This window comes from Hyphomonas sp., assembly GCF_046313975.1.
In the GTDB taxonomy this organism is placed as follows: domain Bacteria; phylum Pseudomonadota; class Alphaproteobacteria; order Caulobacterales; family Hyphomonadaceae; genus Hyphomonas.
This window is the reverse complement of the sequence record NZ_JBKBXB010000004.1, coordinates 1-25,922: the sequence shown is the minus strand read 5'-3', so window position 1 is coordinate 25,922 and position 25,922 is coordinate 1. Positions and strand designations below refer to the sequence as shown.

29 protein-coding genes and 1 tRNA gene are annotated in these 25,922 nt (G+C 61.9%); 20 read left to right on the top strand and 10 right to left on the bottom strand.

Annotated elements, in window-relative coordinates; translation table 11 throughout:
• Position 1: 1 nt before the first annotated feature.
• Complete coding sequence (locus ACK4TE_RS02540; RefSeq protein WP_409909902.1) at positions 2–595, top strand: dihydrofolate reductase family protein; 594 nt, start codon at positions 2–4, stop codon at positions 593–595.
• Here the strand turns inward: ACK4TE_RS02540 and ACK4TE_RS02535 are convergent.
• Complete coding sequence (locus ACK4TE_RS02535; protein WP_409909901.1) at positions 592–963, bottom strand: nuclear transport factor 2 family protein; 372 nt, start codon at positions 961–963, stop codon at positions 592–594. The genes ACK4TE_RS02540 and ACK4TE_RS02535 overlap by 4 nt on opposite strands.
• 127 nt (positions 964–1,090) lie before the next feature.
• Here ACK4TE_RS02535 and ACK4TE_RS02530 point away from each other — a divergent pair, with 127 nt between their 5' ends.
• Together ACK4TE_RS02530 and ACK4TE_RS02525 are read left to right on the top strand one after the other, a co-directional pair.
• Positions 1,091–2,815 carry a S8 family serine peptidase gene (locus ACK4TE_RS02530; protein ID WP_409909900.1) on the top strand — a complete coding sequence of 575 codons (1,725 nt, stop codon included), beginning with the start codon at positions 1,091–1,093 and terminating at the stop codon, positions 2,813–2,815.
• A 79-nt stretch (positions 2,816–2,894) separates the two neighbouring features.
• Positions 2,895–3,935 (top strand): aspartate-semialdehyde dehydrogenase, encoded by a 1,041-nt coding sequence (locus ACK4TE_RS02525; protein WP_409909899.1) that lies wholly within the window; start codon positions 2,895–2,897, stop codon positions 3,933–3,935.
• A 98-nt stretch (positions 3,936–4,033) separates the two neighbouring features.
• On the opposite strand, the gene ACK4TE_RS02520 is transcribed toward ACK4TE_RS02525, so the two are convergent.
• On the bottom strand, positions 4,034–4,531 hold the full coding sequence (locus tag ACK4TE_RS02520) for a prolyl-tRNA synthetase associated domain-containing protein (RefSeq protein ID WP_409909993.1): 498 nt from the start codon (positions 4,529–4,531) through the stop codon (positions 4,034–4,036).
• A 53-nt stretch (positions 4,532–4,584) separates the two neighbouring features.
• Between ACK4TE_RS02520 and ACK4TE_RS02515 the strand changes: the two genes are divergently transcribed.
• Both ACK4TE_RS02515 and ACK4TE_RS02510 read left to right on the top strand, forming a co-directional pair.
• On the top strand, positions 4,585–5,322 hold the full coding sequence (locus ACK4TE_RS02515; protein ID WP_409909898.1) for a DUF6065 family protein: 738 nt from the start codon (positions 4,585–4,587) through the stop codon (positions 5,320–5,322).
• Entirely contained in the window at positions 5,322–5,795 is a 474-nt protein-coding gene (locus ACK4TE_RS02510; protein ID WP_409909897.1) for a hypothetical protein, read from the top strand. Before ACK4TE_RS02515 ends, ACK4TE_RS02510 begins: the two co-directional genes overlap by 1 nt.
• A gap of 149 nt (positions 5,796–5,944) precedes the next feature.
• Here the strand turns inward: ACK4TE_RS02510 and ACK4TE_RS02505 are convergent, their stop codons facing one another.
• Positions 5,945–6,316, bottom strand: a complete 372-nt coding sequence (locus tag ACK4TE_RS02505) for a GIY-YIG nuclease family protein (RefSeq protein WP_409909896.1) — start codon at positions 6,314–6,316, stop codon at positions 5,945–5,947.
• Between the two features lie 401 nt (positions 6,317–6,717).
• Between ACK4TE_RS02505 and ACK4TE_RS02500 the strand changes: the two genes are divergently transcribed.
• The gene (locus ACK4TE_RS02500) at positions 6,718–7,293 is read left to right on the top strand and encodes a hypothetical protein (protein WP_409909895.1); all 576 of its coding nucleotides are present in this window, start codon (positions 6,718–6,720) and stop codon (positions 7,291–7,293) included.
• A 117-nt stretch (positions 7,294–7,410) separates the two neighbouring features.
• Here the strand turns inward: ACK4TE_RS02500 and ACK4TE_RS02495 are convergent, their stop codons facing one another.
• A complete protein-coding gene (locus tag ACK4TE_RS02495) occupies positions 7,411–8,652 on the bottom strand; it encodes an argininosuccinate synthase (RefSeq protein WP_409909894.1) in 1,242 nt (413 codons plus the stop codon).
• 176 nt (positions 8,653–8,828) lie between these two features.
• Here ACK4TE_RS02495 and ACK4TE_RS02490 point away from each other — a divergent pair, with 176 nt between their 5' ends.
• The 3 genes from ACK4TE_RS02490 (at position 8,829) to ACK4TE_RS02480 (ending at position 12,182) form a co-directional block, all read left to right on the top strand.
• Positions 8,829–10,730, top strand: coding sequence for a cell envelope integrity protein TolA (locus ACK4TE_RS02490; RefSeq protein ID WP_409909893.1), 1,902 nt, complete (start codon positions 8,829–8,831; stop codon positions 10,728–10,730).
• Between the two features lie 70 nt (positions 10,731–10,800).
• The gene (locus tag ACK4TE_RS02485) at positions 10,801–11,133 is read left to right on the top strand and encodes a DUF952 domain-containing protein (protein ID WP_409909892.1); all 333 of its coding nucleotides are present in this window, start codon (positions 10,801–10,803) and stop codon (positions 11,131–11,133) included.
• Positions 11,130–12,182, top strand: coding sequence for a quinone-dependent dihydroorotate dehydrogenase (locus ACK4TE_RS02480; RefSeq protein ID WP_409909992.1), 1,053 nt, complete (start codon positions 11,130–11,132; stop codon positions 12,180–12,182). Before ACK4TE_RS02485 ends, ACK4TE_RS02480 begins: the two co-directional genes overlap by 4 nt.
• Here ACK4TE_RS02480 and ACK4TE_RS02475 read toward each other — a convergent pair.
• Both ACK4TE_RS02475 and ACK4TE_RS02470 read right to left on the bottom strand, forming a co-directional pair.
• A complete protein-coding gene (locus ACK4TE_RS02475; protein ID WP_409909891.1) occupies positions 12,179–13,279 on the bottom strand; it encodes a Zn-dependent alcohol dehydrogenase in 1,101 nt (366 codons plus the stop codon). The genes ACK4TE_RS02480 and ACK4TE_RS02475 overlap by 4 nt on opposite strands.
• Positions 13,280–13,361: 82 nt before the next feature.
• Complete coding sequence (locus tag ACK4TE_RS02470; RefSeq protein ID WP_409909890.1) at positions 13,362–14,153, bottom strand: helix-turn-helix domain-containing protein; 792 nt, start codon at positions 14,151–14,153, stop codon at positions 13,362–13,364.
• A gap of 106 nt (positions 14,154–14,259) precedes the next feature.
• Between ACK4TE_RS02470 and ACK4TE_RS02465 the strand changes: the two genes are divergently transcribed.
• A complete protein-coding gene (locus ACK4TE_RS02465) occupies positions 14,260–14,688 on the top strand; it encodes a hypothetical protein (protein WP_409909889.1) in 429 nt (142 codons plus the stop codon).
• A 2-nt stretch (positions 14,689–14,690) separates the two neighbouring features.
• On the opposite strand, the gene ACK4TE_RS02460 is transcribed toward ACK4TE_RS02465, so the two are convergent.
• The 3 genes from ACK4TE_RS02460 to gluQRS form a co-directional block, all read right to left on the bottom strand.
• A complete protein-coding gene (locus tag ACK4TE_RS02460; protein WP_409909888.1) occupies positions 14,691–16,274 on the bottom strand; it encodes an alkaline phosphatase in 1,584 nt (527 codons plus the stop codon).
• A 64-nt stretch (positions 16,275–16,338) separates the two neighbouring features.
• Positions 16,339–17,253 carry a DMT family transporter gene (locus ACK4TE_RS02455; RefSeq protein WP_409909887.1) on the bottom strand — a complete coding sequence of 305 codons (915 nt, stop codon included), beginning with the start codon at positions 17,251–17,253 and terminating at the stop codon, positions 16,339–16,341.
• Entirely contained in the window at positions 17,250–18,098 is an 849-nt protein-coding gene (gluQRS, locus tag ACK4TE_RS02450; protein WP_409909886.1) for a tRNA glutamyl-Q(34) synthetase GluQRS, read from the bottom strand. The genes ACK4TE_RS02455 and gluQRS overlap by 4 nt, the downstream gene beginning before the upstream one ends.
• Positions 18,099–18,178: 80 nt before the next feature.
• Here gluQRS and ACK4TE_RS02445 point away from each other — a divergent pair, with 80 nt between their 5' ends.
• Positions 18,179–19,246: a hypothetical protein gene (locus ACK4TE_RS02445; RefSeq protein ID WP_409909885.1), complete on the top strand. Its 1,068-nt coding sequence runs from the start codon at positions 18,179–18,181 to the stop codon at positions 19,244–19,246.
• A gap of 8 nt (positions 19,247–19,254) precedes the next feature.
• Here the strand turns inward: ACK4TE_RS02445 and msrA are convergent, their stop codons facing one another.
• On the bottom strand, positions 19,255–19,911 hold the full coding sequence (msrA, locus tag ACK4TE_RS02440) for a peptide-methionine (S)-S-oxide reductase MsrA (protein ID WP_409909884.1): 657 nt from the start codon (positions 19,909–19,911) through the stop codon (positions 19,255–19,257).
• 118 nt (positions 19,912–20,029) lie between these two features.
• Here msrA and ACK4TE_RS02435 point away from each other — a divergent pair.
• From ACK4TE_RS02435 to ACK4TE_RS02395, 9 genes are all read left to right on the top strand, one after another.
• Positions 20,030–20,119, top strand: a tRNA-Ser gene (locus tag ACK4TE_RS02435).
• 172 nt (positions 20,120–20,291) lie between these two features.
• A complete protein-coding gene (locus ACK4TE_RS02430; protein ID WP_409896017.1) occupies positions 20,292–20,495 on the top strand; it encodes a helix-turn-helix transcriptional regulator in 204 nt (67 codons plus the stop codon).
• Positions 20,496–20,512: 17 nt separating this feature from the next.
• Positions 20,513–21,235 carry a hypothetical protein gene (locus tag ACK4TE_RS02425; RefSeq protein WP_409909883.1) on the top strand — a complete coding sequence of 241 codons (723 nt, stop codon included), beginning with the start codon at positions 20,513–20,515 and terminating at the stop codon, positions 21,233–21,235.
• A gap of 326 nt (positions 21,236–21,561) precedes the next feature.
• Positions 21,562–21,837 carry a hypothetical protein gene (locus tag ACK4TE_RS02420; RefSeq protein ID WP_409909882.1) on the top strand — a complete coding sequence of 92 codons (276 nt, stop codon included), beginning with the start codon at positions 21,562–21,564 and terminating at the stop codon, positions 21,835–21,837.
• Positions 21,834–22,091 carry a hypothetical protein gene (locus ACK4TE_RS02415; RefSeq protein ID WP_409909881.1) on the top strand — a complete coding sequence of 86 codons (258 nt, stop codon included), beginning with the start codon at positions 21,834–21,836 and terminating at the stop codon, positions 22,089–22,091. The genes ACK4TE_RS02420 and ACK4TE_RS02415 overlap by 4 nt, the downstream gene beginning before the upstream one ends.
• Positions 22,092–22,197: 106 nt before the next feature.
• Positions 22,198–23,793: an AAA family ATPase gene (locus ACK4TE_RS02410; protein WP_409909880.1), complete on the top strand. Its 1,596-nt coding sequence runs from the start codon at positions 22,198–22,200 to the stop codon at positions 23,791–23,793.
• Between the two features lie 358 nt (positions 23,794–24,151).
• The gene (locus tag ACK4TE_RS02405) at positions 24,152–25,189 is read left to right on the top strand and encodes an AbiJ-NTD4 domain-containing protein (protein WP_409909879.1); all 1,038 of its coding nucleotides are present in this window, start codon (positions 24,152–24,154) and stop codon (positions 25,187–25,189) included.
• Between the two features lie 213 nt (positions 25,190–25,402).
• The gene (locus tag ACK4TE_RS02400; RefSeq protein ID WP_409909878.1) at positions 25,403–25,618 is read left to right on the top strand and encodes a hypothetical protein; all 216 of its coding nucleotides are present in this window, start codon (positions 25,403–25,405) and stop codon (positions 25,616–25,618) included.
• Positions 25,619–25,622: 4 nt separating this feature from the next.
• Positions 25,623–25,922, top strand: a 300-nt coding sequence (locus tag ACK4TE_RS02395) for a hypothetical protein (protein ID WP_409909877.1), incomplete at its 3' end; no start/stop codon positions are given.

Below are 25,922 nucleotides of genomic sequence, written 5' to 3'. Positions count from 1 at the left end.
CATGCGTAAACTGATTGCCGCGATGAAAGTCTCGCTCGACGGAATGGTCGCGGACGCGAACGGAGATGCCTTCTGGGTGGAGGCCTGGTCGGAAGACTATGGCCTCACACCGCAGATCGATGCCTGCCTGCTCGGTGCCGGGATGTATCCGGATTATGAGAGATACTGGACTGCCATGCTGGCAGCACCGGACCAGCCCCACCTGATGTCGGGCAATCTGCCGACCCCGGCAGAGCTCGATTGGTGTCTGCGCGTGCCCCGCCTGCCTCACTATGTACTCTCGTCGGTCATGAACAGCGCGGGCTGGGCCAATACAAGCTTCCTGCGAAGCCTTCAGGACATTGAGGCGCTGAAGCAGGAGCCTGGGAAGGATATCTATCTCGTCGGCGGCGCGCGGATGACCGGAAGTCTTATTGAGGCCGGGCTGGTCGATGAGTTGCGCCTCATCACCTCTTCTGTCGTCGCCGGGGGCGGCACACCGCTCTTTGCCGCCGTCTGCTCGCCGAAGCGCCTGCGCCTAAAAGATGTTGCCAGCCTCGGCGGCGGCCGGTTTCGCCAAGTCTACGAATGGGTTGATCCCGCCCAGCCGGTCTAGCTGTAATCCGCAATCCGGCAGAGCAGGGGGCCGCGGAACTCGAAGAAACTTGCCCCGCGCACGCGCACGGTCTCGCCCGCGCGCACGCCGTTCGGCAGGTCCACCGAGGCGCGGCCCTCAAACTCGATCTCGGCGGCCGCCTTGCCATTGCCGCTGACGATATTGATTAGCCGCTGGCGGCGATAGGAAAACGCATTGCCGGACACTTCCGCCACCTGCCGCATCATCGCCTTGCCATCCAGCCGCATCGACCCGCCGGCATTCGAGATATTCTCGAACACGACATCATCCGTCACGCAGGCAAGCATCGCCTCGATATCGCGGTCATTATAACTGGCAATGTAGCGGCGGATCACATCGTCCAGCACGGCATGGCTACCTTGTGTTGCGGATGGATTGCTAACTGCCTGAGCGACCCAGTGTACGCAAGTGCAAGTGCTAATCTATTGCCAGTGATAAGCTCGCCGCTATTCTCGTCGTCGAGAGCGAGGGGCGATGGCTGACGTCTTCATTTCCTACAGAAACACCGAAGATCGGCGGGCGATCGTTTCCCGGCTTGCGACGATTCTGCGTTCTCATGGCCTGACAGTCTGGTGGGACTACGGACTGGCAGCCGGAGTCGGCTTCAAAGAACAGATCGAACGTGAATTGATCGCTGCCAAAGTTGTCATTCCGGTCTGGTGCTCGGAAAGCGTCAAATCAGACTGGGTTAAGCGAGAAGCGACCCTTGCCGAAGACAAGCTTCTACCTGTGCGCCTCCAGAAGGTATCTCCGCCGACGGGTTTTGAGCACCTCCATGCTCACCACTTGGAATCATGGACAGGATCTATTCTTGATCCCCAGCTTGACGAGTTCGTGAAAGCTGTGTGCGCGCGGGCGGGCCATGTAGAGGAAATATCAGCGGATACAAAGAGTGAGCTGGCGAAGTTGCCTCGACTCAAAACGTTGTCTCGCGTCGGTCAGAAACGCTTACTTGCTGCCTGCGTTGGTTTAGGCGCAATTCTACTGCTGGCGGGCGGAGCATACTGGTCTTTGCGACATAGCGAACTTCTCCAGCCGCCAGTGATTGAAATTGCAGATGAAACCCTCGTTGCAACCGAAACACCGATCTCGGAAATCGTGAGACCGGTATTTGAGCCGCGACAGTGGCATCTTGGCCCTGTTGCCACGGGCGGCACAGGTATTTTGGATTATCGCAAACGAACTGGCGCTTCTGGAAAAGGTGTCACCATCGCTCAGATCGACACTGGAATCTATTTTCAGCACAATGAGTTCATTCGTCATCCCAGCTTCTTGCCCGGCTATGACTTTATCTCGGATCCAGAAATGTCGGGAGACGGAGATGGCATCGATGCCGATCCGAATGAAACAGGCGGCGAATGCACAACGTCAGACATCAGCAAAGGTTCGCTGCTTCACGGAAGCTTCCACGCTTCAGTTCTTTTCGCTCGCGGAGAAGGACGTTCAAGAATGACGGGAGTTGCTCCCGACGCCAAGCTGGTGCCCGTAAGGGTGGTAGGTCATTGCGGCGGTAAGTTGTCCGAAGTGAACCTCGGCATTCGCTGGGCGGCCGGACTCGATGTTGGTTTGGGAGTGCCTCTGAATCCCTATCCTGCCGACATCATTCTGGTTCCACTATCCATTCCTGCTGAATGTCCAGAATCTACGCAGCGTGCGGTCGATGCCGCCCGTGCTGAGGGGGCGGTTATCATTTCCGGTGTGGGAAACTCACGCACTTCAAAGAGTTTATCGGCGCCGGCCAATTGCCGCGGCGTGATCTCTGTTGGCGCGACCAGTATGCAAGGCAATCCCGCATCCTATACCAATACCGGCGCAGATCTGATGGCGCCGGGCGGAGACCTCAAACAGGACTTGAACGCAGACGGATTCCCTGATGGCATCATCGGAGCAAAGTATGCCGCGAACTGTATGAATGATGATGGCAGCACAGTTGAGAACTGCGATTATTCTATGGAGCAAGGCACTTCAGCCTCGGCAGCAGTGTTCGCCGGCGCATTGGCGCTTATCAAATCAGCACATCCGGATAAGCCGCTTCGGGAGGCAGTCGATATGCTATTGAACGCTGCTGCACCCATGGACGCCCGTCAATGCAGTCTTCCATGTGACGACCGCCCGGATTTGGAGCCAATCCCTGGTTTGGCAGGCATTTGCTTTGCCAGTTGCGGTGCGGGCCGCCTTGATATGTCGCTGATTCCTTGAGTAACCGCATCCTCGCTTTGACTTAATCAGCAATTGCGCCATAAGCCGCCCCGAACCCTCAGAAGCAGGAGAGAACCTCATGGGCACGCGTATCGCGGTTGTCGGCGCCACAGGCAATGTCGGGCGGGAACTCCTCAACATTCTCGACGAGCGCCTCTTCCCCGCCGATGAGGTTTTCGCCGTCGCCTCCCGCCGCTCCATCGGCAAGGAAGTCTCCTATGGCGAGCGCACCCTGAAATGCCACGATCTCGAACAGTTCGACTTTTCCCGCGTCGATCTCGTCCTGATGTCCGCCGGCGGCAAGGTGTCAAAGGAATGGTGCCCGAAAATCGCCAAGGCCGGCGCCATCACCATCGACAATTCCTCCGCCTGGCGCATGGACCCCGACGTTCCCCTCGTCGTGCCGGAATGCAATGGCGACGCTGTGCTCGGCTATGAGAAGAAGCGCATCATCGCCAATCCCAACTGTTCCACCGCCCAGCTCGTCGTCGCGCTGAAACCGCTGCACGACGCGGTCGGCGTGCGCCGCGTCGTCGTCGCCACCTACCAGTCCGTCTCCGGCGCCGGCAAGGAAGCGATGGACGAACTCTGGAACCAGACCCGCGGCGTCTTCGTCAATGACGAGCCGACCCCGGAGGTCTTCCCCAAGGAAATCGCCTTCAACCTCATCCCGCAGATCGACGTCTTCATGGAAGACGGCTTCACCAAGGAAGAGTGGAAGATGCGCGTCGAAACCAAGAAGATCCTCGATGACAGCATCGAGCTCGTCGCCACCTGCGTGCGCGTGCCGGTCTTCGTCGGTCATTCCGAAGCCGTGCATGTCGAACTCAACGGCGCCATGAGCGCCAAACAGGCCCGCGCCCTGCTGCGCGAAAGCCCCGGCCTGATGGTTGTCGATGATCCGGCCGAAGACCTCTACATCACCCCGAAGGAATGCGTCGGCGAGTGGGCCACCTATATCAGCCGTATACGGAACGATCCCACCGTCGAGAACGGCCTCGCCTTCTGGTGCGTCTCCGACAACCTGCGCAAGGGCGCCGCCCTCAACGCCGTCCAGATCGCCGAAGAACTGCTGAACCGCGGCATCATCAAACCCGAAACGGCGAAAGCGCGGGCGTAAGATCAAACCGCTCACCCCCGCGCAGGCGGGGGTCTCGATCCGCAGGATATTTCCTCACGAGATCCCCGCCTGGCGGGGATGAGCGGAATATTTCGGCCTCACAGAACCGAAAAATCCACCACCTCAAACCCATGTCCAGTCGCGTCCACAAAGCGCCGGAAATCCCCCTGCGAAATCGCCGTCGTCCCGGTATTCACCAGCGGATGGAAGTTCACCGTCTCCGCCGCCGCCAGCACACCGTCCACCAGGAACCGCACGCGCCCGCCCTTGTCATTCATCAGCGCAAACGCCGTCACCGATCCCGGCACCACGCCCAGCACTTCGGTCATCAGCTCCGCCGGCCCGAACGAAAGCCGCTTCGTCCCGATCAACTTGTGCAACTGGTTCAGCCGCAGCGCATTGTGCGCCTCCGCCGCAATCAGCACCAGCGCGCCGCCCGCATCCTTCAGGAACAGGTTCTTCGTATGCGCCCCCGGCATCTGAGCTTTCAGCCCGGCCGATTGCTCCACCGTGAACATCGGCTCGTGCCACACGGTCGAATGCGCAATCCCGAGGGAGTCGAGATAGGCGAACAGGTCTTCAGGGCTTGCTTGCATGGCGCCCATTCGCCAAGACTTCGCTGTCCCGTCAAGGAGTTAAGGCGAAGCCCATGCGCCTCGAATGCTACAAGATCTACGACACCGCTCCGGAAATCGTCCCCGGCCGTTCCGACCGCGCCTGGATGGACGCCTTCGCCGACCGCCACCCTTACCGCTGCCTGCCGCTCACCATGGCGAACTCGACGGGGTGGGAAATCCTCTGCCCGATGGACATCAAGATCATCTGGAATGGCGGCCCCCGCAACGAGGACATCGAGCTGAAAACCACTGGCGACCCGCGCGCCATCGCGTCCTTCGCCGACAGCCATTTCATGCGCGGCATCGTCACCTTCCACACCGGCCATCTCTTCCGCACGCCGCCCGGCTGGGGCGTCTGGGTCACCGGCGCGCCCAACTGGCCCAGGGATGGCATCGCCCCGCTCACAGGCCTCGTCGAAACAGACTGGCTGCCATTCCCCTTCACCATGAACTGGCAGATGACACGCCCCGGCGAAGTCATCTTCCGCAAGGGCGAACCCTTCGCCTTCCTCACCCTCATGGAACACAAACGCCTCGAAGAGGTCGAGCCCATCCGCAAACGCCTCTCCACCAACCCGGACCTCGTGAAGGAATACGAAGCCTGGCGCGACAGCCGCGCCGACTTCAACACCCGCCTCAAGGACGGCGAACAGAACGCCCTGAAAGAACGCTGGCAACGCCACTACATGCGCGGCGAAAAACCCGACGGCGAGAAGGCAGAAGCCCACCAGACGAAGCGCAGGCTGAAACCGCCGAAAGAGGTGAAGTAGTGAGCTATTGGCCCCACTTCAGCGTCAGCCTGCTGGCAGCGTGCTGTTTGGCGGTCTCGGGTTGTAGTTCAGAACAACCCGTTGCATCGGAGACGATTGCCTCAACAGCTGATCCCGGAGAATCTGCGTCCGGACAGCTTACGGACGTGGAGTTGGAAGGGCTGTACACTTCGAGTTTTGAAAGAAGCGCCTTCAAGCCTTGCAACATAGATGAAGTCTTGTGGGCATACTTCCGGACAGATGACCCTGAAGCGATGAGCGTAGCAATGGGGATTGATCCGGATGCGCCGGATTGGAACACAATACAGGTCGCCAATCGTTACCTGTGGGTGCGCGGTGACGTCCAGCGCGCAGACGAGACGGGTCAGGGTTTTGGTCACATGGGACAGTATCAAGGTCGTATCAACATCACAGAGATTCTGGAAACCCGCGAAGCGACCGGTGAAGAAGTTCAGCGCTGCAGACAAGCCTGAACTCAACAGTCTTCGTCATCCCGGTTTCGCCGCAGGCGAAGACCGGGACCCAGAAAAGGCAGAGAGAGAGAAGCGCTGATGGCCCCTGGGTCCCGGACATTTGCTGCGCAAATTCCGGGATGACGAACAACAGGCGATGGAGAAAGGCCTCAGGACACCGCGCCCCACTTCGCCTCCACCAGCCGCTGCAACCCAGATTCCTCCGCCTGCGGAAGAACACTCTCGCGCGGCGCCGCGAACAGTCCCGGCCACAGATCCTGCCAATGCGGATTCTCCGCCTCGATCAGCCGCAATTTCCACGCCCGGTGCCAGCGCTTGATCTGCTTCTCGCGCCGGATCGCGGCGCCGATCTCATTGTGCGTCTCGAACCAGACGAGCAGCTTGCAGTCATGCCTGCGCGCGAAGCCGGGATAAATCTCCCGCTTGTGCTGCCAGATGCGCCCCTCAAGATCGGAGGTGACGCCCGTATAGAGCGTGCCATTCCGCCTCGAGGCGAGCATGTAGACCCAGCTGAACTTCATTCCTAGAACATAACAGGAACAAACTTTCCTGTCACTCCATTTCTTCGTCGTCATCCCGGAATTTGCGCAGCAAATGTCCGGGACCCGGAGAGTCCCGAGGCGCATCCCTCCTGGGTCCCGGCTTTGCGCATTCGCGCAAAGCCGGGATGACGGATTGAGGGGCAGGGGCAGGAAACCTGTTGTAGTCAAAGCCCCTTGCGCAACACCAAACGCCCATCCTGCACCTCTCCCCCCGTCATCCCGGTTTCGCCGCATGCGAAGACCGGGACCCAGAAAGGCCCCGTAGAACAAGGCGTGCGGCATGTGGCGCCCGGCTCCTTCGGTTTCGCCCTCTGGCCGGAAGAAGAGCTTTTTCAGGTTTCCAATCCTGTGGGGTCAACAGCGGGGGTATTCTCCCCCTCATGGCCGAGACGCGTCCTCATCCGAACCTCTGGCGCAGCATTGCGCAGCTGCTCGCCGTGCTGCGCGAGCTGATCATGTCCACCGCGCCGGATGCCTTCGCGGCGGTCTCGGCCGAAGCCCGCGCCCGGCTCACGCATCTCACGGCCCTCGTGCGCCGCTATATCCACATCCTCGCCGCCGAAACCGTCCTGCCGACGCCGCGCGGGGGCAAACCTCTCCTCAAGGAAGCAAAGGCCCGCAAAGCCCGCCGCCCCTTCGAAACCCCGTTCCAGCTTCTCGAACGCCCCGCGCCCGCGCGCCCCGGCCCCTCAAAGCCAGGCGACGGCGACCCGCCCGAGCTGCAATGGGCGCTCCTCTGGGACGCGGCCCGCCGGCTCACCGAGGTCATGGCCGACCCCGCGCGCCATGCCCGCCGTCTCGCCCGCTACCTGCGCAAGCATACCGAAGCGCCCCTGCGAGACCTCGCCGTGCCCTGGTCCGTCCTGCGCCGCCTCGGCCCCGAAGCCGACGCAATCCTCATCCACCTCGACCACAAGGCCAGACCCAAAGCCTGGGAAAACCTCGATACGTCGTGAACGGATCAAAATTGCCGCTGGCCGCGCCTCCCTTGCCTCGCAGGGGAGGGCGGAGGCGCTTGCCCAAACCACTGATTATCCCCGCGAAAGCGGGGACACTCGGATAAGGAGAGGAACTCAGTTCTTCCCGAACTTCCGGTCGCGCGCCGCCAGCAAACGCAGGCGCAGGGCGTTGAGCTTGATGAAGCCCTGCGCGTCTTTCTGGTCATAGGCGCCCTGGTCGTCCTCGAAGGTCACGATCTTTTCCGAGTACAGACTATAGGGAGACGAGCGCCCGATCAGGTAGGCCGTGCCCTTGTAGAGCTTGATCGTCACTTCGCCGGTCACGAAACGCTGCGAATGGTCGATGGCGGCCTGCAGCATCTCGCGCTCCGGGCTCCACCAGAAGCCGTTATAGATCAGCTCCGCATAGCGCGGCATCAGCTCATCCTTCAGGTGCGCCGCGCCGCGGTCCAGCGTCGCCTGCTCGATGCCGCGGTGCGCGACGAGCAGAATGGTGCCGCCCGGCGTCTCGTAAATGCCGCGCGACTTCATGCCGACGAACCGGTTCTCGAGCAGGTCGAGCCGGCCGATGCCATGCTTCTTGCCATAGGCGTTCAGCGCCGTCAGCAAAGTCGCCGGGCTCATCGCCTCGCCATTGATCGAAACCGCATCGCCGCGCTCGAACCCGATGGTGATCACTTCGGCCTGGTCCGGTGCCTCTTCCGGCGAAATCGTCCGCATATGGACGAATTCCGGCGCCGGCTGCGACGGGTCTTCAAGCACCTTGCCCTCGGAGGAGGAGTGGAGAAGGTTCGCATCGACCGAGAAAGGCGCATCGCCACGCTTGTCCTTGGCAATCTCGATGCCTTGCTCTTCGGCGAATTTCAGCAGGTCCGTGCGCGACTTGAACGCCCAGTCCCGCCAGGGCGCAATCACGCGGATGTCGGGGTTCAGGCCATAATAGCCGAGTTCGAAGCGCACCTGGTCATTCCCCTTGCCGGTCGCGCCATGGCAAACCGCATCAGCGCCAACCATGTCGGCAATCTCGATCTGGCGCTTGGCAATCAGCGGGCGGGCAATCGAGGTGCCGAGCAGGTAGACGCCTTCGTAAACGGCGTTTGCCCGGAACATCGGGAAGACGAAATCGCGCACGAATTCCTCGCGCACATCCTCGATGAAGATGTTTTCCGGTTTCACCCCGGCGGCGAGGGCCTTTTTCCGGGCCGGTTCCAGTTCCTCGCCCTGGCCGAGATCGGCGGTGAAGGTGACGACTTCGCAGCCGAATTCGACCTGCAGCCATTTCAGGATGATCGAGGTGTCGAGGCCTCCGGAATAGGCAAGAACGACCTTTTTGGGAGCGGAACGGGCGGTGGACATGAAATTCCTGACAGATTTTTCGGCGGGGAGGGGAAAGTGTTGCCATAAAGACCCGCCGCGACCCTGACAAGGCGGACAGGTTCAGGGAATCCAGTGGTTTCTGAATTCCTAACCCGCTATATTGAATTTGCGAGATCGGACGGGTCGTTAACACCCTTCCGGCAAGGGGTAAGGTGATGCTGAACGATCCGATGGACCCGCCCGTGAGGCGCACTCCGGTTCTGCCGGAAAGCCTGCGCGACGCCGTGCGCGGGGCGGAAGCGACCGGCCGGGCCGCCGAGGAGCGCGCGCATCTGGCCATGCCGTTCCGCGCCCGCCTGCGCGCCCGCGATGCCGTCCGCCCGCAGCCGACCCTGTCGATCCTCACCGGCTCGAAGCCGGTCACCAGTGCGCCCTCGGTCATGCGCCTGCCGCCGCCGGTGCAGATGCCGGTCGCCCCGCCCAGCGAAGTGCGCGCCCTGAAACGCCAGCCCCCGGCCCGGCCGCCAGCCAAGCCGAAGCGGGAAGACAAGGTCGTCCCCGCCGCCGTCACTGGCGCTGCCGTCACGCTGCCAAAGGCCGGCGCGAACGGATCCGGTGCGCGCCGCGCCGCGGATGAGGAAGAGGAAGGCGGCTGGAAGCTCAGCGAGTTTTCGCAGTTCGCCTTTGCCGGCCTCGCCGTGCTCGGCCTCGCCGGCCTCTCCGTCATGGCGGCGGACAATGCGCTGAACGGTGGCAAGGACAAGACGGAAGGGGAGGGCGACACGCTTGCCGCTGCCAGCCTTCCGGACACGGACGTTTCCGTTGCCGCTCTGGGTGATGCCGCCGCGCCGGCCGGCGCCGCGCCAACGCCCTGGTTTGATTACAAGGGCACGGCCGATATCCTGAAGGCCCGCGTTGCCGAGCTTCAGGCGCAAGAGCAGGAAGCCGCGCGCCTCGCCCAGACCGAGGCTGACCGCGAAGCCGCGCTCGCCATTGCTAATGCCGAAGCCGCCCGCGCCGCTGCGGAGCAGCCCGCCGCTTCAGCAGGCCCGACCGTTATCGACGCCCGCCTGCGCGATCGTCTGGCTACGGAAGAAGCGATGCGTCAGGCAGATGCAAACGCCGCCGCGCAACTGCTCGCCGAACAGAACGCCGCTGCCGCCAAGGCAGAAGCCGACCGGATCGCGGCCGAGGAAGCCGCCCGCGCGGCAGCAGCTCAGGCCGAAGCGAAACGGCTCGCCGATCTGGAAGCGCAGCGCCTCGCAGACCTTGAAGCCAAACGTCTCGCTGATCTCGAAGCCAGGCGCCTTGCCGCCGAGGCGGAAGCCAAACGGCTCGCGGACCTGAAAGCGAAAGAATCTGCCGACGCCGCCGAGGCGAAGCGCCTTGCCGATCTCGAAGCAAAACGCGCCGCAGATGCCGAAGCCAATCGCCTTGCCGATCTCGCGGCAAAGGAAAAGGCCGATGCGGAAGCGGCCCGTCTTGCGGTTGTCTCGGCCGCCGCCATTGCGCCTGCAGAGCCGAAGCGACTGTCTGTCCCGCCGGCGGGCGCGCCGTCGCTCAAGCCGAAACGTCCCGCTACGGAGCAGGCGCTCGCCGATGCCAGCGGCCCGAAACTCATCGCCGCCTTGCCGGCAGAGCGCGCCGCGCCGCCAAGCCTTTCGGCGCCGTCGCCCGAAGTGCGTCCGCTCGCCCTGCCGCGCCCGGTGGGGGATTTCATCGCCGAGCGCGCGGAATACACCGCCGGCCGCGCGCTGGATCAGGCCGGTCTTGACGCGCTCAAGGCTGACTTCCTCGCCCTCGTCGAAGCTAGCGCAGATGGCACGCATCACGAGCTTACTACGCCCGATGGCCGCCCGCTGCTGATCCATTTCGAGCGCACCGTTCCGGTTGATCCGCTGAAAGCGAGCATCAGCACCATCGGCTACGCACCTTCCGCAGACGGAGCAGTGACACGCGCCTATCTCCAGCCGGTCAGCGTCAATGTCTATGTGATGTGCCGCGATGTCGCCTATGCCTTCCCGGGTCAGGAGCGCGGCCGCTTCGCTGCATGCCAGGGCGATGACGGAACATGGCGCATGGCCCGCGCTACGAATGTCGCGGCAAACCCGATTTAGCTGCCCCCCGCCGCGCTTCGCCGCCGCATTGCCTCCCGCCGCAAAGCCTGCGACACGGTGCGCCATGACAATGCGGATCTATAAATTGCTGACGGAATCGGACTGGAACGCCGCCGCGGTGTCCGGCCAGACGGCGTCAGCCATCGACCTTTCCGATGGCTATGTGCATCTCTCCACTTCGGCGCAGGTGAAGGAAACCGCGCGGCGCTATTTCAGCGGAGAGGCGCGCGTCAAACTGCTGCGCTTCGATCCGGATACGCTCGGCGATATCCGCTGGGAGCCGAGCCGGGGCGGAGACCTTTTTCCGCACCTCTATGGAGCGCTGATGATCGCTAGGGCCGAAGCCGGCTGGTGGCTTTTGCGCGGCGCGGACGGCGCGCTTGTCTTTCCGGAGAATTTCTGATGCTTGCCGATCTCGCCGCGAAAGCCGCGCATCTGTTGCCGCCGGAAGCGGCGCATGTGGCCACTGTCCGTGTGCTGAGCAAAGGCCTCGGCGCACCGGGCAAGGCGCCGGCCTTTCCGGCGAATATTGCGACTGTGCTGCCGAAGTCTGGACTGAAACTCGCGTCTCCGATTGGCCTGGCGGCGGGTTTCGACAAGAATTGCGAAGTGCCCGAAGCGATGGCGCGGTTCGGTTTCGGCTTTGTCGAGTGCGGCACGGTCACGCCGAAGCCGCAGCCGGGCAATCCGAAGCCGCGTCTCTTCCGCCTGACGGAAGACAGGGCCGTGATCAACCGGATGGGCTTCAACAATTTCGGACTCGACTTCTTCGTCCGCCGCCTTGCGAAATACTCTCACCTCGTGCCCATCGGCGCGAATGTCGGGGCGAACAAGGATAGCGAAGACCGCATCGCCGACTATATCACCGGCATCACAGCCGTAGCGCCGCATGCGGACTATATCACGATCAACATCTCCTCGCCCAACACGCCCGGACTGCGCGGCCTGCAGGACAAGGCTTCGCTTTCGGCGTTGCTCGCCCGTTGCGCGGATGCGGACAGGAAAGCCAAGCCCGTCTTCCTCAAAGTTGCGCCCGACCTTGACGCAGAAGCCGTCAGCGACATCTGCGGCGTCGTGAAGGCCGAAGGCGCCTGGCTCTCGGGCCTGATCATTTCGAATACGACGCTCGCCCGCCCCGAAAGCCTGAAGAGCGCCGATAAAGGCGAAGCCGGCGGCCTTTCCGGCGCGCCGCTCTTCCATCCGTCCACGGAAGTCCTGCGCCTCTTCGCCCGCCAGCTCGGCGGCGCCTTCGACCTCATCGGCGCCGGCGGCATCGCCTCCGGCGCGGACGCGTACGCCAAGATCAAAGCCGGCGCGCACGCCGTGCAGCTTTACTCCATGATGGTCTATGAAGGCCCCGGCCTCGCCGCGCTCGTCGCGCGCGAACTCAGCCACTGCCTCGAACAGGAGGGCCATGCCCGCCTGTTCGAGGCTGTCGGCAAAAGCCTCTAGCTCAGCACCACAACCTGGCGGGCCACCGAACCCTTGTTGTCCTTGAGATTCTGCATCGCCGCCGTGATGCCATCGAGGCCGATCCGGTCGGAGATGAGATCATCGAGGTGCAACCGGCCCTGCTTGTATAGGTCGACGAGGCGCGGGAAGTCGATCCGGAACCGGTTCGATCCCATCACCGCGCCCTGAAGGCGCTTCTCGGTGACCAGCAGTTCGATGCCGGGAATCTCGATGTTCACGCCCGGCTGGATCATGCCGATGATCGTCGCCACGCCGCGCGGGCGCAGCATGTGATAGGCCATCTCGGCCGTCTGCTTCGCGCCGACGCATTCGAAGGAATAATGCACGCCGCCCTTGGTGATCTCCTTCACCTTCTCGATGGCATTGCCCTTGGAAGGGTTGATCACTTCTGTCGCGCCGAAGCGAACGGCGAGCTGCAGCTTCTCGTCGGAAAGGTCCACCGCGATGATCCGGCTCGCCCCCGCAATCGCCGCGCCGTTGATCGCCGCAAGGCCCACGCCGCCGCAGCCGATCACGGCCACAGTCGAGCCGGGCTCAACCTGCGCCGAATGGAACACCGAGCCGACGCCGGTGATCACGCCGCACCCGATCAGCGCCGCCCGGTCGAGCGGCATGTCCTTGTCGACCACGCACAGCGTGTTCTCGTGCACTAGGATCTGCTCGGCGAAGGAAGAGAGGTTCAGGAACTGGCCGACCTTTTCCTTACCGATGGAAAGGCGCGGCGCCTCGGTCGGTGCGCGCTGGAACTGTTCACGGTTCACCGTATGGCAGACGGACATATGGCCGGTGAGGCAATACTCGCAGGTGCCGCAGAAGGGCGAGAGGATCGAGATCACATGATCGCCCGGCTTCACCGCCGAGACCATCGAGCCGACCTGTTCGACGATGCCCGCGCTCTCATGGCCGAGGATCACCGGCAGCTCTGCCGGGAACGCGCCGTCCCAGAAGTGCACGTCGGAATGGCAGACGCCAATCGCCTTCAGCCGCACCAGCACCTCGCGCGGTCCCGGCTTAGAGATCGTCACGTCCTCAATCGACAAAGGCGCCTTCGGCGCCCGCATCACGGCGGCTTTCATGGCTCACATTCCTCCCGGTTTATGTTTGCGGGAAGCATCGCGCAGTGCAGGCTTTTTGGCCAGACTGACGCAGGGTGAAGGCTTAAGCCATCGCCCGAAGCGCCGCGCGGGTCGGCTCGTCGGCGGGGAAGAGGAGTTCGAGGCGCAGGTCGCGCACGGTCACATCCTCGCTGGTTCCGAAATGGGCAACCGTCGAGAGGAATTTCAAGGCGCCGCCCGGCGTGCGGATTTCCAGCGGCACCAGCGGGCGGCGCGCCGCCGGAACCGGCGGATGGCGGGCGATGGTGGCATCGAGGTCAGCAATCAGGGCGGTCAGCTCGCTGTCGCCGGGCGCCTCAAGCGCTTCCAGCGCAATCCGCCCGCGCATTTCGGCCAGCACTTCCGGCAGGTTCGCGATCAACTCCGGCGCAGCCGGCGCGGCCGTCAGCATACGGATCAGGCTCGTCTCGCCGCTGCCCTGAAGCGGGGCGAGCAGGGCGAGCGCGGCCGCGTTCGCATCGCGCACACGCCAGTGCCGGTCGGCGAGGATCGCGGGCCAGGGCGCATGCCGGTCCATCATTTCCTGCAGCACGGCGCGAAAGGGTCCCAGCGCATCGGAATCGAGCGGCGTCGCCGGAAACAGCGGCGCAAACCCGGCCGCCTGAAGCAGCGCATTGCGGCTCGCCAGCGGCAGGATCAATCCGTCGGAAAGCTGCAGCACCATCTCCCGGCTCGGTTTCGCCCGGCCGGTTTCGAGGAAGGAGAGATGGCGTGCCGAGACATTGCAGTCGAGCGCCAGGTCAAGCTGGCTCATCCGCCGCGCGCCTCGGAAGTGGCGCAGCAGGCGGGCGAAAGCATCTTCGCCTTCAAGGGCCTGAAGGGTCGTGTCTGACATACTGCATCGTCTCAGGCCACCGCGCGGAAGTCCATGACCTCCGAGGTAATTGTCGCGCCTACGCCGTTTCAGTCATCCTCAGGCTCATCAACACAAGGAGGCTCGGATGAGCAAATTCTGGAAAACATGGATGACCGTCTGGTGCTGGGGCGTCATTCTCTTTGGCGCAGTTCTCGCGGGCGGCGCCTTTCCTGCAACCGACGGCATCGTCCGCGCGCTGTACGCAATTCTTGGCGGCGCACCTGCAACGCCGGAAATGTTCGATGCGCCCGGCATGCGCTTCTCGGTCGGGCTGATGGGCGCGGTCACCATCGGCTGGGGCGCGACCATTCTCAACCTTCTGCCCGCCATCCATCAAGCCGGCGCCGCGGCATGGCGCGGGCTGACGCTCGCCCTCGCCCTCTGGTTCGTCATCGACGGCGTGATCTCGGCCGCCACCGGCTACGCACTCAACAACCTGCCGAACACGGCGCTGGCGGTCCTCTACTTCATCCCGGTACTGACGACCGGCGTCCTGAAGCGCAGCGCGGGCTGATCTCAGTCCGCAGCCGGAGCCGCAACGAGTCCCAGCGCGCGGGCCATGATGTGGTAGATCTCGTTCTGCTCGATCACGCCGGTCATCAGGTTGGCGCCGGGTCCGGAAGCGAGGGCGGCAACGTCCTCGCCTCCATGTGTTTCGGAATAGAGCGGCACGAGGGCGGGCTGGCGGAAGTCCGGTGCATATGTGTCGGCTCCGGTCAGGTCCTCGCGCGTGCAGTCATAAACCGGCTTGCCGTCCGCATCCTTTCCGGTCTCGCGGCAGGCGCCGGGACCGTTGGCATAGGACAGCGTCGTGTAGGGCAACCCGTCGATGCCGGTTGATCCGCCTTCGCCGCCGAGGCCGGATACCGCCAGCCCGAGGATCGGGTTGCCGCGCTGCGGATAGCCTGCAATGCTGAGCGTGTGCGAATGGTCGGCCGTGACGATGATCAGGGTTTCATCCGCATTCGTCATTTCAAGCGCCGCGGCAACCGCGGCATCAAAGGCCATCGCATCTTCCAGCGCGCGGATGGCATTGCCGCCATGATGCGCATGGTCGATGCGCCCGCCTTCCACCATCAGCACGAAACCATCCGGGTTCTGGCCGAGCCGCGTGATCGCCGCCCGGGTCATGTCGGCCAGATGCGGTTCACCGGCCTTGTCGGCGCCGCGGTCGAGTTCGAACTGCATATGCGAGGGCTCGAACAGGCCCATGATCCGGTCGCCCGAGGCAAAGTTGGTGACCTCGAAACCGGCCTTGTCGAAGATGAACCTGTGCGAACCGGATTTGGCCGTCCATTCCGCAATCAGGTTGCGGCCATCGCCGCGTTCGCCCTTGATGTCCGGATATTCCGGGTCCGGCGTATCTGACGGCAGGAACTTTGCGCGCCCGCCGCCAAGCACGACATCGAAGCTGCCTTCCCGCCACTCGATCAGCTGGCGGGCAATGTCCTTGCAGGTGTCGGAAGAGGCGCCGCGCATGTTGGTGTCGGCTTCCCAGTCGCGGTGCGGCACCTTTGCATAAGCCGAAGCGGGCGTGGCGTGGGTGATGCGGGTGGTGGTGACGAGACCTGTGGCAAGCCCGGCGCGGGCGGCGAGTTCGAACAGCGTATCCGCTTCATTGCCGGCAACCGTGGCGCAGTTACCGTAAGACACCTGGCTGGTCACGCCGAGTACGCCGGAGAGGGTCTTCATACCGCTGACCATGGCCGAAGCGGTACCAGCCGAGTCAGCAACCTGGAAATTGTGGCTGTATGTTTTCGACAGGGCCGAATAGGGCAGCGAATCCATCGCGAGGTGATGGCTCTCGCCGTCTTCGCCGGCAGACTGCCCGGCATAGATGCGCGCGGCGGTGATGGTCGAAATGCCCATGCCATCGCCGATGAAGAGGATGACATTCTTGGCCGGCTTGATCCCGCGCGCCGCGATGCGCGCATCCACGGCGGCTTCGGCGGCAATATAATAGCTGTCACCCGACTGGCGGGTGATGAAGGTCTCGCGGGCGGGCACGGCGCTTGCACCGGCCGATGGCCCGGCACCATCGGACTGGCAGGCGCCGAGTGCGGTGAGAGCAACGAGGCTGGCGATGAGGGCTGGGCGCATGGGTTGGTCTCCGGCGATGTCTCTTTGAGACGCCTTAGCGCAGGATCGTGACAGTGGCGACCCGTTACGGGGCGGGAGGCGCTTTCGGTTTCTGGCGCTGGGCAAGCCAGACGGCGACAAGGATCGCCCCGGCGCCAGCGGCCTGGATCGTGGTCAGCGGTTCCTTGAACAGGCCCCATGATATTGCGGCGGCGACCACCGGTTGGGCGAGAACGAGGATTCCGGCAACGGCGGTATCAGTGGAGCCGAGCCCGGAAATGATCAGGCCTTGCCCGGCCACCTGCACGACGATCGCCAGCGCCAGCGGCATCGCGAACCCGGCCAGCGTCGCGGGCATGAAACGCTCGCCCGAAAGCGCCACGATGATGAAGGCCATGCCGGCTTCGAACACGCTCAGCCAGAACATCGCCTCAACGCCGCCCAGCGTGCGCCGCGCGAGTTTCGAGAACAGCATGTAGAAAGACACGAACACCGCCGCCGCAAGCGCCAGCAGATCACCCCGCAGCGCGCCGCCGGTCAGCACCTTTCCGCCAAGCGACAGCGCCGCAGCGCCCGCAACCGCGAGAACCGCGGCAATCGCCCAGTTCATGCCCGGCCGTTCCTTCAGGAAGGCCCAGGCCGTGAGGCCGACGAGGACATTGCCGAGGTTCACGATGAAGGTCGCGTTCGACACGCTCGTCATCGTCAGGCTCCAGTGCCAGAGCGCCATGTCGAGGGTGAAGAAGAGGGCCGCGAAGAAGATCGCGCGGTTGGGTTTGCTTGGCAGGCGGCGGTCGACGGCGAGCACGAGGACGAACAGCATCGGCACGGCGAACAGGTAGCGCCAGAAGGCAATCGCCTGCGGACCGAGATCATCGAGACCGAGGCGCAGGCCGATCGGCGCGAAGCCAAGCGCGACGCCGCCACCAAGCACCATCAGCGGGCCAAGCCAAGGACGGTGTACTTTGACAGGGCGGGGCTGGGGAACGGTGTTGGTCATCCGGCGCGCGTCATTGCGCGAATATCGTCCGGCGTCATCCCTTCTTTTCTGTAGTCGCTGAGACTTTTGTCCCCGAAGCGCTTTGACAGCTTCTTTCCGTCTGGCCCGAGGATCAGGGGATGGAAATGATAGACCGGCTGCGGCCAGCCCATCAGCGCCTGAAGCAGGGTGTGAACCGAGGTCACGTCCCGCAGGTCTTCGCCGCGGATGACATGCGTAATGCCTTGCAGCGCATCATCATGGCAGCAGGCGAGATGGTAGCTCGTCGGCGTATCCTTGCGCGCGAGCACGACATCACCAAACCGCTCCGGCCGGGCCGGCACGGTGCGCAGTCCCTGCCGGTCGGCCCAGACCGGATAGCTGAGCGTGTCATAGTCCGGCCCGAGCGCGGCTCTTGCTGCCGACAGCGACAGGCGCCAGGCAAAGGGCGCGTTGAGTTCCAGCCGCCGCGCTTCATCCTCCGGGGCCAGAGGATGGCTGACCAGGCCGCCTTCATCCGGATCGGCCCCGGCGGGCAGGCGGGCGGCAATCTCGCGCCGGGTGAGAAAGCAGCGGTAGACCAGCCCTCGCGCGCGAAGCACGTTGAGCGCGGCTTCATACTCGGCAAAGTGCTCCGACTGGCGGCGCACCGGGCCTGCCCAGCCACATCCCAGCCAGGCGAGGTCCTCATAGATACCGGTTTCGTACTCCGGCCGGCACCGCGTCTGGTCGATATCCTCGATCCGGAGCAGGACGTCGGCGCCGATCATGGCCGCCTCGTCCCAGACGGCAAAGGCGGAGGCGGCATGCCCAAGGTGCAGGCGGCCGGTCGGGGAAGGGGCAAATCGGGTGCGATAGAGGGCCATGCGGGGACAGTTACAGCGTTTCCTTGTTGCAAGGATTTGGTAAGAAACGTATCGCCTTGGGGCGTGAGAGGGTAGCTCTGATGTTGATCGCCGGCTGGCTTGAGACCGCCGATAAGTGGCTGAAAACAAACGTGCCGGGGTCCGAATGGCTGGACCTCGTCGGCGCCGGCGTGGTCGCGGTTGCGGGGCTGATGGTTCTCTCCTGGCTGACGGTGCGTGTCTTCCGGGTCACAGCCTCCGTCTATAACGCCGGCAAGGCGCGCGCTGCCAAGGCCAGCAAGTCGCCCGGTTTCCGCATCCTGCTGGCAAAGCCGGAAGGCGCGATGAGCCGCCGCACCGACAAATGGCTGACGCAGGCCCTTACCTCCAACCTCCCGGTTTACGCCTTCGGCGCGCCCTTCTCGCTGGTGCCGATGGGCCGCATCAAGGGCGGGCTCGAAACCGCCTCGGTCGCCCGCGCGCGCAAGCGCATGGCGATGGCCGATGCCGACCTGTTCGTCTGGGTCAGCCGCCACGGAAAAGGCGAGCGCGGCCTCGAGCTGCATGGCCTCAGCCGCGGCGGCGGTTTGTCGCCCGCCGATGCGCGCCTGTTCACGATTGCCCTGCCGGGCGCGCGCAAGGCGCAGACCTCGGAAGTCGCGCGCGTTGCGGCCTATCTGATCGCCAAGCAGCTGCAGCCTGCGCTCAGCGATCCGCAGGCCTTCCGCGCCGAAAAGATCCGCGACCTTGCCGCCGAACTCGACAGCGTGATGACGGCCGAGCTGCCGGTTTCGCAGACACTGCGTTCGGAAATCGAGGCGGACTATTGCGCCGCCGGAGTGCGCGTCGCCGAAGAGCTCGGCGAGCTGTCCGCGCTCGACAAAGTGATCCAGCTGCGCCGCCGGCATCTCGAGGACGCAAACCTCAAGGCCGATACGGGGCGCATCATCCAGGCCAAGCTCGAACTCGGCCGTGCGCTGATCGTGCGCGCCGAGAAGCAGTTCGATCAGACCGTTGTGAAAGAGGCGATCATGCACCTCGCCGCCGCGGTCGAAGGCCTGCGCGGCGACCCCGCCATCCAGCGCGCGCAGTCCGCATCAGACGCGCTGTTCAAGGCGCAGGCGATGATTGAATCGCGCAAGCGCTTCTCGTTGAATTTCGGGTCGTAGAGCGAGATTTATCCCGCCCTCACCGGAGGCAGCGGACAGCTCACGCCGGTTCCGCCAATCCCGCAATAGCCATTCGGGTTCTTGGCGAGGTATTGCTGGTGATAGCCCTCGGCGAGGTAGACTTCCGTACGCGGAGCAAGCTCGGTCGTCACGGCGGCGCGGTGGCCGGCAGCGGCAAGCTCGGCATTATAGGCGGCGATCATCTGGCGCGCGACCCGCTCCTGATCCGGCGAGGCGAAGTAGAGGGCCGAGCGGTACTGCGTTCCGATATCATTGCCCTGGCGCATGCCCTGGGTCGGGTCATGGCTCTCGAGGAAGAGTTTGACGAGCGCGGCAAACGAGACCTTTGCCGGATCGAAGATCACCTCGACGATCTCGGTATGGCCGGTGCCGCCGGAGCAGACTTCCTCATAGGTCGGGTTGGGCGTGAAGCCGCCAGCGTAACCGACACGGGTCAGCCAGACGCCCGGCGTCTGCCAGAACAGGCGCTCGGCGCCCCAGAAACAGCCAAGGCCGAACACGGCGGTCTCGAAGCCGGCGGGGGCTTCGGCCTCCAGCGGCAGGCCGGAAACATAATGGACACTGGCGGTCGGGATGGGCCGGGCGCGGCCGGGAAGGGCGGTTTCGGCAGTGGGTAGGGCAAGCGGCTTGCGGGAGAACAGCATGGGGCGGTCCCTCCTTTCGGACCCAGATATGGGGCTTCGGCACGCGTGCGGCAATCACATGCTTGCGAGGGACGGGCGCATCCGGTATCTGGGCCGCTTCCTGCCGCAGGGCAGGCGCGGAGAGGTGGCCGAGTGGTCGAAGGCGCACGCCTGGAAAGTGTGTAGACGGGAGACCGTCTCCAGGGTTCGAATCCCTGTCTCTCCGCCATAAAGCCCCGTAAACACTACGATCTGGACCGGTTTTCAAACCGCACCCGCCAATACACCCCCCAATCGAACAGCGACGGGATGGGACGGCAGACCCCCTGAAATCCAGACCTGACGGGCGAAGATTTATTTTTCCGCGAAGGCAAGTTGAGGGCTCAATTGGAGCCCGAGACATGAAGCCCTTACCGGCAACCGGCTACATCCGGCAATCGCTACTGTTGCAATACGTGCCTTTCAGCGGCGCAACGCTTTGGCGCCGTGTCAAAGACGGCACCTTTCCCGCACCGGTCAAACTGTCTGCGAACGTGACCGCTTGGGACGTGTCGAAAGTCCGCGCGTGGATGCAGTCGCTCGAAACAACCGAAATCCAAAACTGACAGCAAAGGAATACCACATGGCCAATCAAATCCATGGCAAACACGAAGCTGGTACGCACTTGCTTCGGAAGCTGCCTGAACTTTCATCCAAGCACCCAATTGCAAAACCGTACATTGATCGGATGATGAACAATTCTTCGCCGCTTGTGGCGAAGACACTTGCGCTTGCAGACATGGCAGGCACGCCCAACCCTCTGTACACCGCCGACGGCAACTTTGAGCGACTTTTCAAGAAGGTCGAAGTCTATGGAAAAGAAGGCACCGCCGCACTGAACGCAAATTCGTACGAACGCGAAGAAGGTGCCAAGGCACTGAATGCACTCGCTGACGCTCGCCTGAAGCTGAACGTCAAAAGCGAAAACCACAGCGCATTCATGCTGCGCTTTGCGAACATGTCGAAATCTGAAATCTGGCGCGAAGCCGTGACAGCAATGAAGAACGGCGACAGTGAATTTATGGCAACCGTACTGAAGGCTCACCCCTTCTTGTCGGGATTGTCCGCCGAAGACATGCAACGCCTACGATCTGACTATGTGAAGGTGCAGGCGCCTGACATTTCGGGCGCGCTTGAAGCGCTTGATGAGGCGTTCAACACAGTTCTCGCAATCGACCGTGTGACGCAATCGGTCAAAACCGCTTTGTCAGACCCGCGCCGGTACGAAGAAATTCGGCAAGGTGTCGATGCAGCCGAGCGAGCTGAAGCGGCATTCAATGCACCGCCACCGCCTGGGTCAGAGTGACCACATGACACCCACAGAACTTCATCGCCAACGCTGGCAGTATGTTAGCCCTGTCGGGATCGTGCGTGATGGCGCCCCCGCGCTGTACACGCGCGGTATCGTTGGCGGTGAAGACTTCTGTGTTGCAATCACTGTGAACGGTCACAGGTTTGACCGCTTGTCCAATGAACGTTGGGATGACCTGCTAGCGCGTGTACGGAACGATCTGGACGCACGCGGCGATCCGATGAACATCGCAACCTGCATTTACAATCCGCACGTTGACCCCAAGCCCGTGCGGCAGGTGCAACCCCGTTTCCAATATGAAAACGCAAGGTACGGGTGAAATGACCGTCGAAAAGCGCGACGAAGTTCCGGTGCAACCTGCTGCCGTGACAGGTGTTTTGTTGGCGCCTACCCCTCGCGCGCGTTCGCGTCTCACGACTATTCGGGAAATCCGCCGCGAAATGGCGAAGGTGTACCTTGAGGCCCGGAACGGCGAACTGCGAACCGACACGGCAACCCGCTTCGTGTATATGCTTGTGCAGCTTTCAAACCTAATCCGCGACAGCGAACTTGAAGGCCGGGTGCAGCAACTCGAACAAGAGATTGCACGCCGATGAGCAAGGGGCTGACAACGCGCATTGGCCGTATCGAACTCCGCATGTCGAAGCGAAACGCCAGCTTTCCGCCAATCGTCTGCACACTGTTTGACGTTGATGACGAAGCCATCATCGGCTTGATCGCTGGCAATGAACAGATCGCCCGGCGACCGGGTGAGACGCTTGACGAATTGCTTGAACGCGCCCGCGTTCAAACCGGCATCCCAATGTGGGTTGCTCAATACGAGGATTTGGAAATCGGGGAGGTCGAATAAACCCAATGGCTTACTCAGAAGAACAGGCCCGCGCTGCGAACGCGGACCTGTCAGGTGACGTGGCTTACTACGGGCCAATAGATAGCCCGTATGCGGAGGAAGCGCAATGAGCGACCTTCGGATTGGCGAGCATCTGGTATGCATTGTAGACGCCGAAATGAAAGCTTCACGAAGCGGGGAAGGCGGCTTCCTCGCGCTGACGATTGAAGCACTTTCGGGCGACTGTGACCGGCACACCCACACCGACCGATTGAACCTGAAGAATGCGAAGCCGCACGTTGAGCGCATCGCAGGCGAGCGCCTAGCCGCGTATGCCACTGCTGTAGGCATCGCACCGCACGAAATGACGAACCCGGCTGACCTGCTGTTCAAGCCTTTCATTGTGACGTTGGGGCCGCAATCGAATGCGCCCGGTCGCGTGGAGGTGAAGAAGCTGGCGCCGGTCAGCGACACATGGAAACCGGATGCCCGCGAAATCGCGTGGCAACGGCAGGCAGAGGCCCGGAAGCGAAAGGCAGCACAACCTGACCCGGTTGCCCATCTGGTGCCCTCTCCGGCGCCCGTAGCCGCCCCTGCTGACGCGCTGATGATCCGCCGGGTGTCTGACGTGCCTATCGAGCGCATAGATTGGCTGTGGGATCAAAGGTTCGCCATCGGTAAGGTCGCAATCGTCACGGGTGATCCTGGCCTTGGCAAATCGCAGTTCACAATGTTCCTCGCAGCGCAGGTGACAACCGGCGGCGAATGGCCGAACGGTGAAGGCCGCGCACCTGAAGGCGACGTACTGATTTTATGCTGTGAAGACGAAATCGGTGACACGATCCGCCCGCGACTTGAAGCCGTGAACGGTGACGTTAGCCGGGTGTACTCGATTGACGCTGTTGCGACGGTGAGCGGGAAGCGCCGGACATTTGACCTGCAATCGGACCTAGCCGCGCTAGACGCATTGATTGCCAGCGCACCCGGCAACCTGAAACTCGTAATCATTGACCCGATCAGCGCTTACATGGGCGGCGGGAAAGATACCCACAAAGCGTCTGACGTGCGCGCCGTATTGAACCCGGTTCAAGAACTGGCAGCGAGACATGACGTTGCGATTGTCTGCGTAGCGCACCCGCCGAAAAGCGTAGCAGGTGGCAAAGCAGTGAACGCCGTGAACGGATCGGGCGCGTATATCGCTTCCTCTCGCGTATCTTGGCTATTCTCGAAAGAGTACAGCCAAAGCGAAGAAACCGGCGACCGTGTTGAGACAGGACGTGTCTTGATGACTGAAGCCAAAAACAATCTTGGCAAGGCAAGAGGTCTGGCACTTCGCATCTGTACCCGATCAATCCAAACCGACATTGGCTTTGTCACTGCACCCTACGTTGGCTTTGAAAATGGCTACGTTGACACGACGGCGGATCAAGCGCTTTCGGACACGCCGCAAATCAGCGCCGGACTTGGCCGCAACAAGATGGATCGTGCAAAAGCATTTTTGCACCGCGAACTTGCGAACGGCCCTGTTGAACATTCGGTGTTGATGGAACGCGCTGAACACGAAAGCCTGGCCCTTCGGACGCTACAGAAGGCAGCGACCGAAATACACGTCAGCAAGCGCAAGAAGGGTTTTGACGGCGGATGGGAATGGGGCTTCCCCGTCTCACGCCAGCAGATCAACGAACTGTTCGCACCCTTCGACCTGCCGCCGATGGAACACTGACTGCCGAAGGCGCCAAACTCGCCTGTCATAAAATCCGGCGTCTTCGGGCGCCTTCGGGGAAAAGTGCGAAGACGAACGAAGGCGCCCGAAGACGAACGAAGACGAATAAATATTTGTTAGAGAGAGTTGGCGCCTTCGGGCTTTATACGGCGCACAGAAACCGGGCCGCGCATGTGGGCAACTATACGCTCAACTTGTCGGTCGGTTGGTGGGTGCATTGATGGGTTTGCGTCACGTGCACGCTGACAAGCCAATGAAACAAGGCATACATAGCGGAATAGGGCTCCGCCGATTCGACATTTCGCTACCTCAAAATGCAGACTAACATCGCTTACCGATTCTTGAGGTAAGCCACGAAATGATTACCGACATTTTTGCCCGGCGATACGAACACGTCCCCGTTCGGACGGGATACGGTCAAGACGATGCGCGGCTCATGCTTCAAGCTTCCGAGATGATCCATGACAGGCTCTGGCTTGGCTACAAACCAGAAAAAACCTCTGAAGTAGCCGAGCGCTGCATCAAAGAGGTTCACGACGCTTTGGCATTGGAACTTGGTCGGCAGTACCTGTCTGACAGATTTTGGGTTCAGACGACTGTTCGCAACGGCGACACGTACAGGCGAGCGCATACCAATACCTACGCGAAAATCTGCAAAAAATTTCTGGAACTGGTGCCGCCGGACACAAAGAACGCTGACCAACATATCAAAGAGCGCGTAAGTTTTGTCGAATTGGCCTTCCGGCAACGGATGGTACAGATCGAAACAGAAAATCTGCACCTTAGAGAAATTGAACAACGAGACGCCCAAGTGGTACTTGCAGCGGCCAACTACCGCATAGACTCGTTGCGCACACAAAATCTGCGCATGAACGAGAACTTCAAGCTGATATGCGACGAATTGAACGAACGAATGAGGATGGCGGGCTACCCACTTACCTACCACAACGGCATGATCCAGTTCGCAACCGATACCAGGATCACGGCGCAGATCGAGCAACCGTTTTGGACGCTGGTATCTGCGCCACTTTGGAAAAACGTTGATGAGCAAATGAAAGAAGCATTTGACCGGCGTGACCGTGGCGACCGAACCGCTGCTTTTCATGCTGCCTGCGCACTCGAAAGTGCAATCAAGATTATATCGGATACGAAGAATTGGACGCGCGGAACTGAAAAAGGTGCGTCTTACTACATCGACAACTTGGTCAGCCAGAAGAACGGACGCTTCATTGAAGTGTGGGAAAGCGAAATGTTGAAAACTCTGTTCAGCGACGTTCGCGCACCATTTGCGCACGGCCCCGGTCAAGCGCCAATGCCTCAATTGAGCAGCGAACAAACCGATTGGGCGATAGATACAGCTATGTCGTGGATCAAAGCACTAATTCGCCGGATGTAGTCAGCCGCGTTTCGCTGGTTCATCTTTGCTTTGATGGGTGCATTGGCGGGTGTGCTGATTAGCAGGGCGTAAAAGCTAGTATACTAGGGTGTACTTGGCGGAGTAATCATCCGCTATGTCTGTCTCATTGCGGTTCAGTCTGGTGTCTAAGCACGAATCCCGCTTCATGTTTTAGTTGTCGGAATTTCGCCGTAAGCACTTCAGGGGTCAGTTATGCAGACAGCCGGTGACAGGTGGTGGGCATTTTCAGAAATGCTGCTTTTCGGCACCATCGGATTGCTCGGTCTTTGCGTCGTGCTTTTGGTTCTTGGCGCAATTGAAGGTGCGATCCGAAGCTTTATCGGAATGCGCCGTTTGCGGAAGATGCTGAAAGACGCAGAGAACGAAGGTAGAGCGATTGCACGTAACAGTGCGGCGGATGCAGGGTAAGCAAATGAACGAGCCTACATCCGCCGAAAATCACGATTGGGACTTAACGCTTAACGCTGCTTACATGCTTTTACAGACTGGCGCTGTGCTAGATAAGCAGCAGCGAACAGGCACCCTCAGTATGGGGTACGCTCACTTCACCGGCTCAATGCTGTTGTCATTCGCAACGATAGAAAGTTTCTCCGCGTCAGTCGCTTTTTCAATGTCGCGGACTTCACTGTACGCCGGTTTTGATTATCAAAAGTACCGACGCACCTCCCGCTTCAAGGAAAAGATTGACCAGATTTTTGACGCCGCTGGTACG

Coding starts and splice junctions, on each gene's coding strand:
- ACK4TE_RS02410 (WP_409909880.1), top strand. CDS start 22,198: ATGAGCGACCTTCGGATTGGCGAGCATCTGGTATGCATTGTAGACGCC.
- ACK4TE_RS02455 (WP_409909887.1), bottom strand. CDS start 17,253: ATGACCAACACCGTTCCCCAGCCCCGCCCTGTCAAAGTACACCGTCCT.
- ACK4TE_RS02415 (WP_409909881.1), top strand. CDS start 21,834: ATGAGCAAGGGGCTGACAACGCGCATTGGCCGTATCGAACTCCGCATG.
- ACK4TE_RS02490 (WP_409909893.1), top strand. CDS start 8,829: ATGCTGAACGATCCGATGGACCCGCCCGTGAGGCGCACTCCGGTTCTG.
- ACK4TE_RS02465 (WP_409909889.1), top strand. CDS start 14,260: ATGAGCAAATTCTGGAAAACATGGATGACCGTCTGGTGCTGGGGCGTC.
- ACK4TE_RS02500 (WP_409909895.1), top strand. CDS start 6,718: ATGGCCGAGACGCGTCCTCATCCGAACCTCTGGCGCAGCATTGCGCAG.
- msrA (WP_409909884.1), bottom strand. CDS start 19,911: ATGCTGTTCTCCCGCAAGCCGCTTGCCCTACCCACTGCCGAAACCGCC.
- ACK4TE_RS02540 (WP_409909902.1), top strand. CDS start 2: ATGCGTAAACTGATTGCCGCGATGAAAGTCTCGCTCGACGGAATGGTC.
- ACK4TE_RS02530 (WP_409909900.1), top strand. CDS start 1,091: ATGGCTGACGTCTTCATTTCCTACAGAAACACCGAAGATCGGCGGGCG.
- ACK4TE_RS02520 (WP_409909993.1), bottom strand. CDS start 4,531: ATGCAAGCAAGCCCTGAAGACCTGTTCGCCTATCTCGACTCCCTCGGG.
- ACK4TE_RS02405 (WP_409909879.1), top strand. CDS start 24,152: ATGATTACCGACATTTTTGCCCGGCGATACGAACACGTCCCCGTTCGG.
- ACK4TE_RS02475 (WP_409909891.1), bottom strand. CDS start 13,279: ATGAAAGCCGCCGTGATGCGGGCGCCGAAGGCGCCTTTGTCGATTGAG.
- ACK4TE_RS02445 (WP_409909885.1), top strand. CDS start 18,179: ATGTTGATCGCCGGCTGGCTTGAGACCGCCGATAAGTGGCTGAAAACA.
- ACK4TE_RS02460 (WP_409909888.1), bottom strand. CDS start 16,274: ATGCGCCCAGCCCTCATCGCCAGCCTCGTTGCTCTCACCGCACTCGGC.
- ACK4TE_RS02495 (WP_409909894.1), bottom strand. CDS start 8,652: ATGTCCACCGCCCGTTCCGCTCCCAAAAAGGTCGTTCTTGCCTATTCC.
- ACK4TE_RS02470 (WP_409909890.1), bottom strand. CDS start 14,153: ATGTCAGACACGACCCTTCAGGCCCTTGAAGGCGAAGATGCTTTCGCC.
- ACK4TE_RS02525 (WP_409909899.1), top strand. CDS start 2,895: ATGGGCACGCGTATCGCGGTTGTCGGCGCCACAGGCAATGTCGGGCGG.
- ACK4TE_RS02420 (WP_409909882.1), top strand. CDS start 21,562: ATGACCGTCGAAAAGCGCGACGAAGTTCCGGTGCAACCTGCTGCCGTG.
- ACK4TE_RS02400 (WP_409909878.1), top strand. CDS start 25,403: ATGCAGACAGCCGGTGACAGGTGGTGGGCATTTTCAGAAATGCTGCTT.
- ACK4TE_RS02505 (WP_409909896.1), bottom strand. CDS start 6,316: ATGAAGTTCAGCTGGGTCTACATGCTCGCCTCGAGGCGGAATGGCACG.
- gluQRS (WP_409909886.1), bottom strand. CDS start 18,098: ATGGCCCTCTATCGCACCCGATTTGCCCCTTCCCCGACCGGCCGCCTG.
- ACK4TE_RS02515 (WP_409909898.1), top strand. CDS start 4,585: ATGCGCCTCGAATGCTACAAGATCTACGACACCGCTCCGGAAATCGTC.
- ACK4TE_RS02430 (WP_409896017.1), top strand. CDS start 20,292: ATGAAGCCCTTACCGGCAACCGGCTACATCCGGCAATCGCTACTGTTG.
- ACK4TE_RS02425 (WP_409909883.1), top strand. CDS start 20,513: ATGGCCAATCAAATCCATGGCAAACACGAAGCTGGTACGCACTTGCTT.
- ACK4TE_RS02485 (WP_409909892.1), top strand. CDS start 10,801: ATGCGGATCTATAAATTGCTGACGGAATCGGACTGGAACGCCGCCGCG.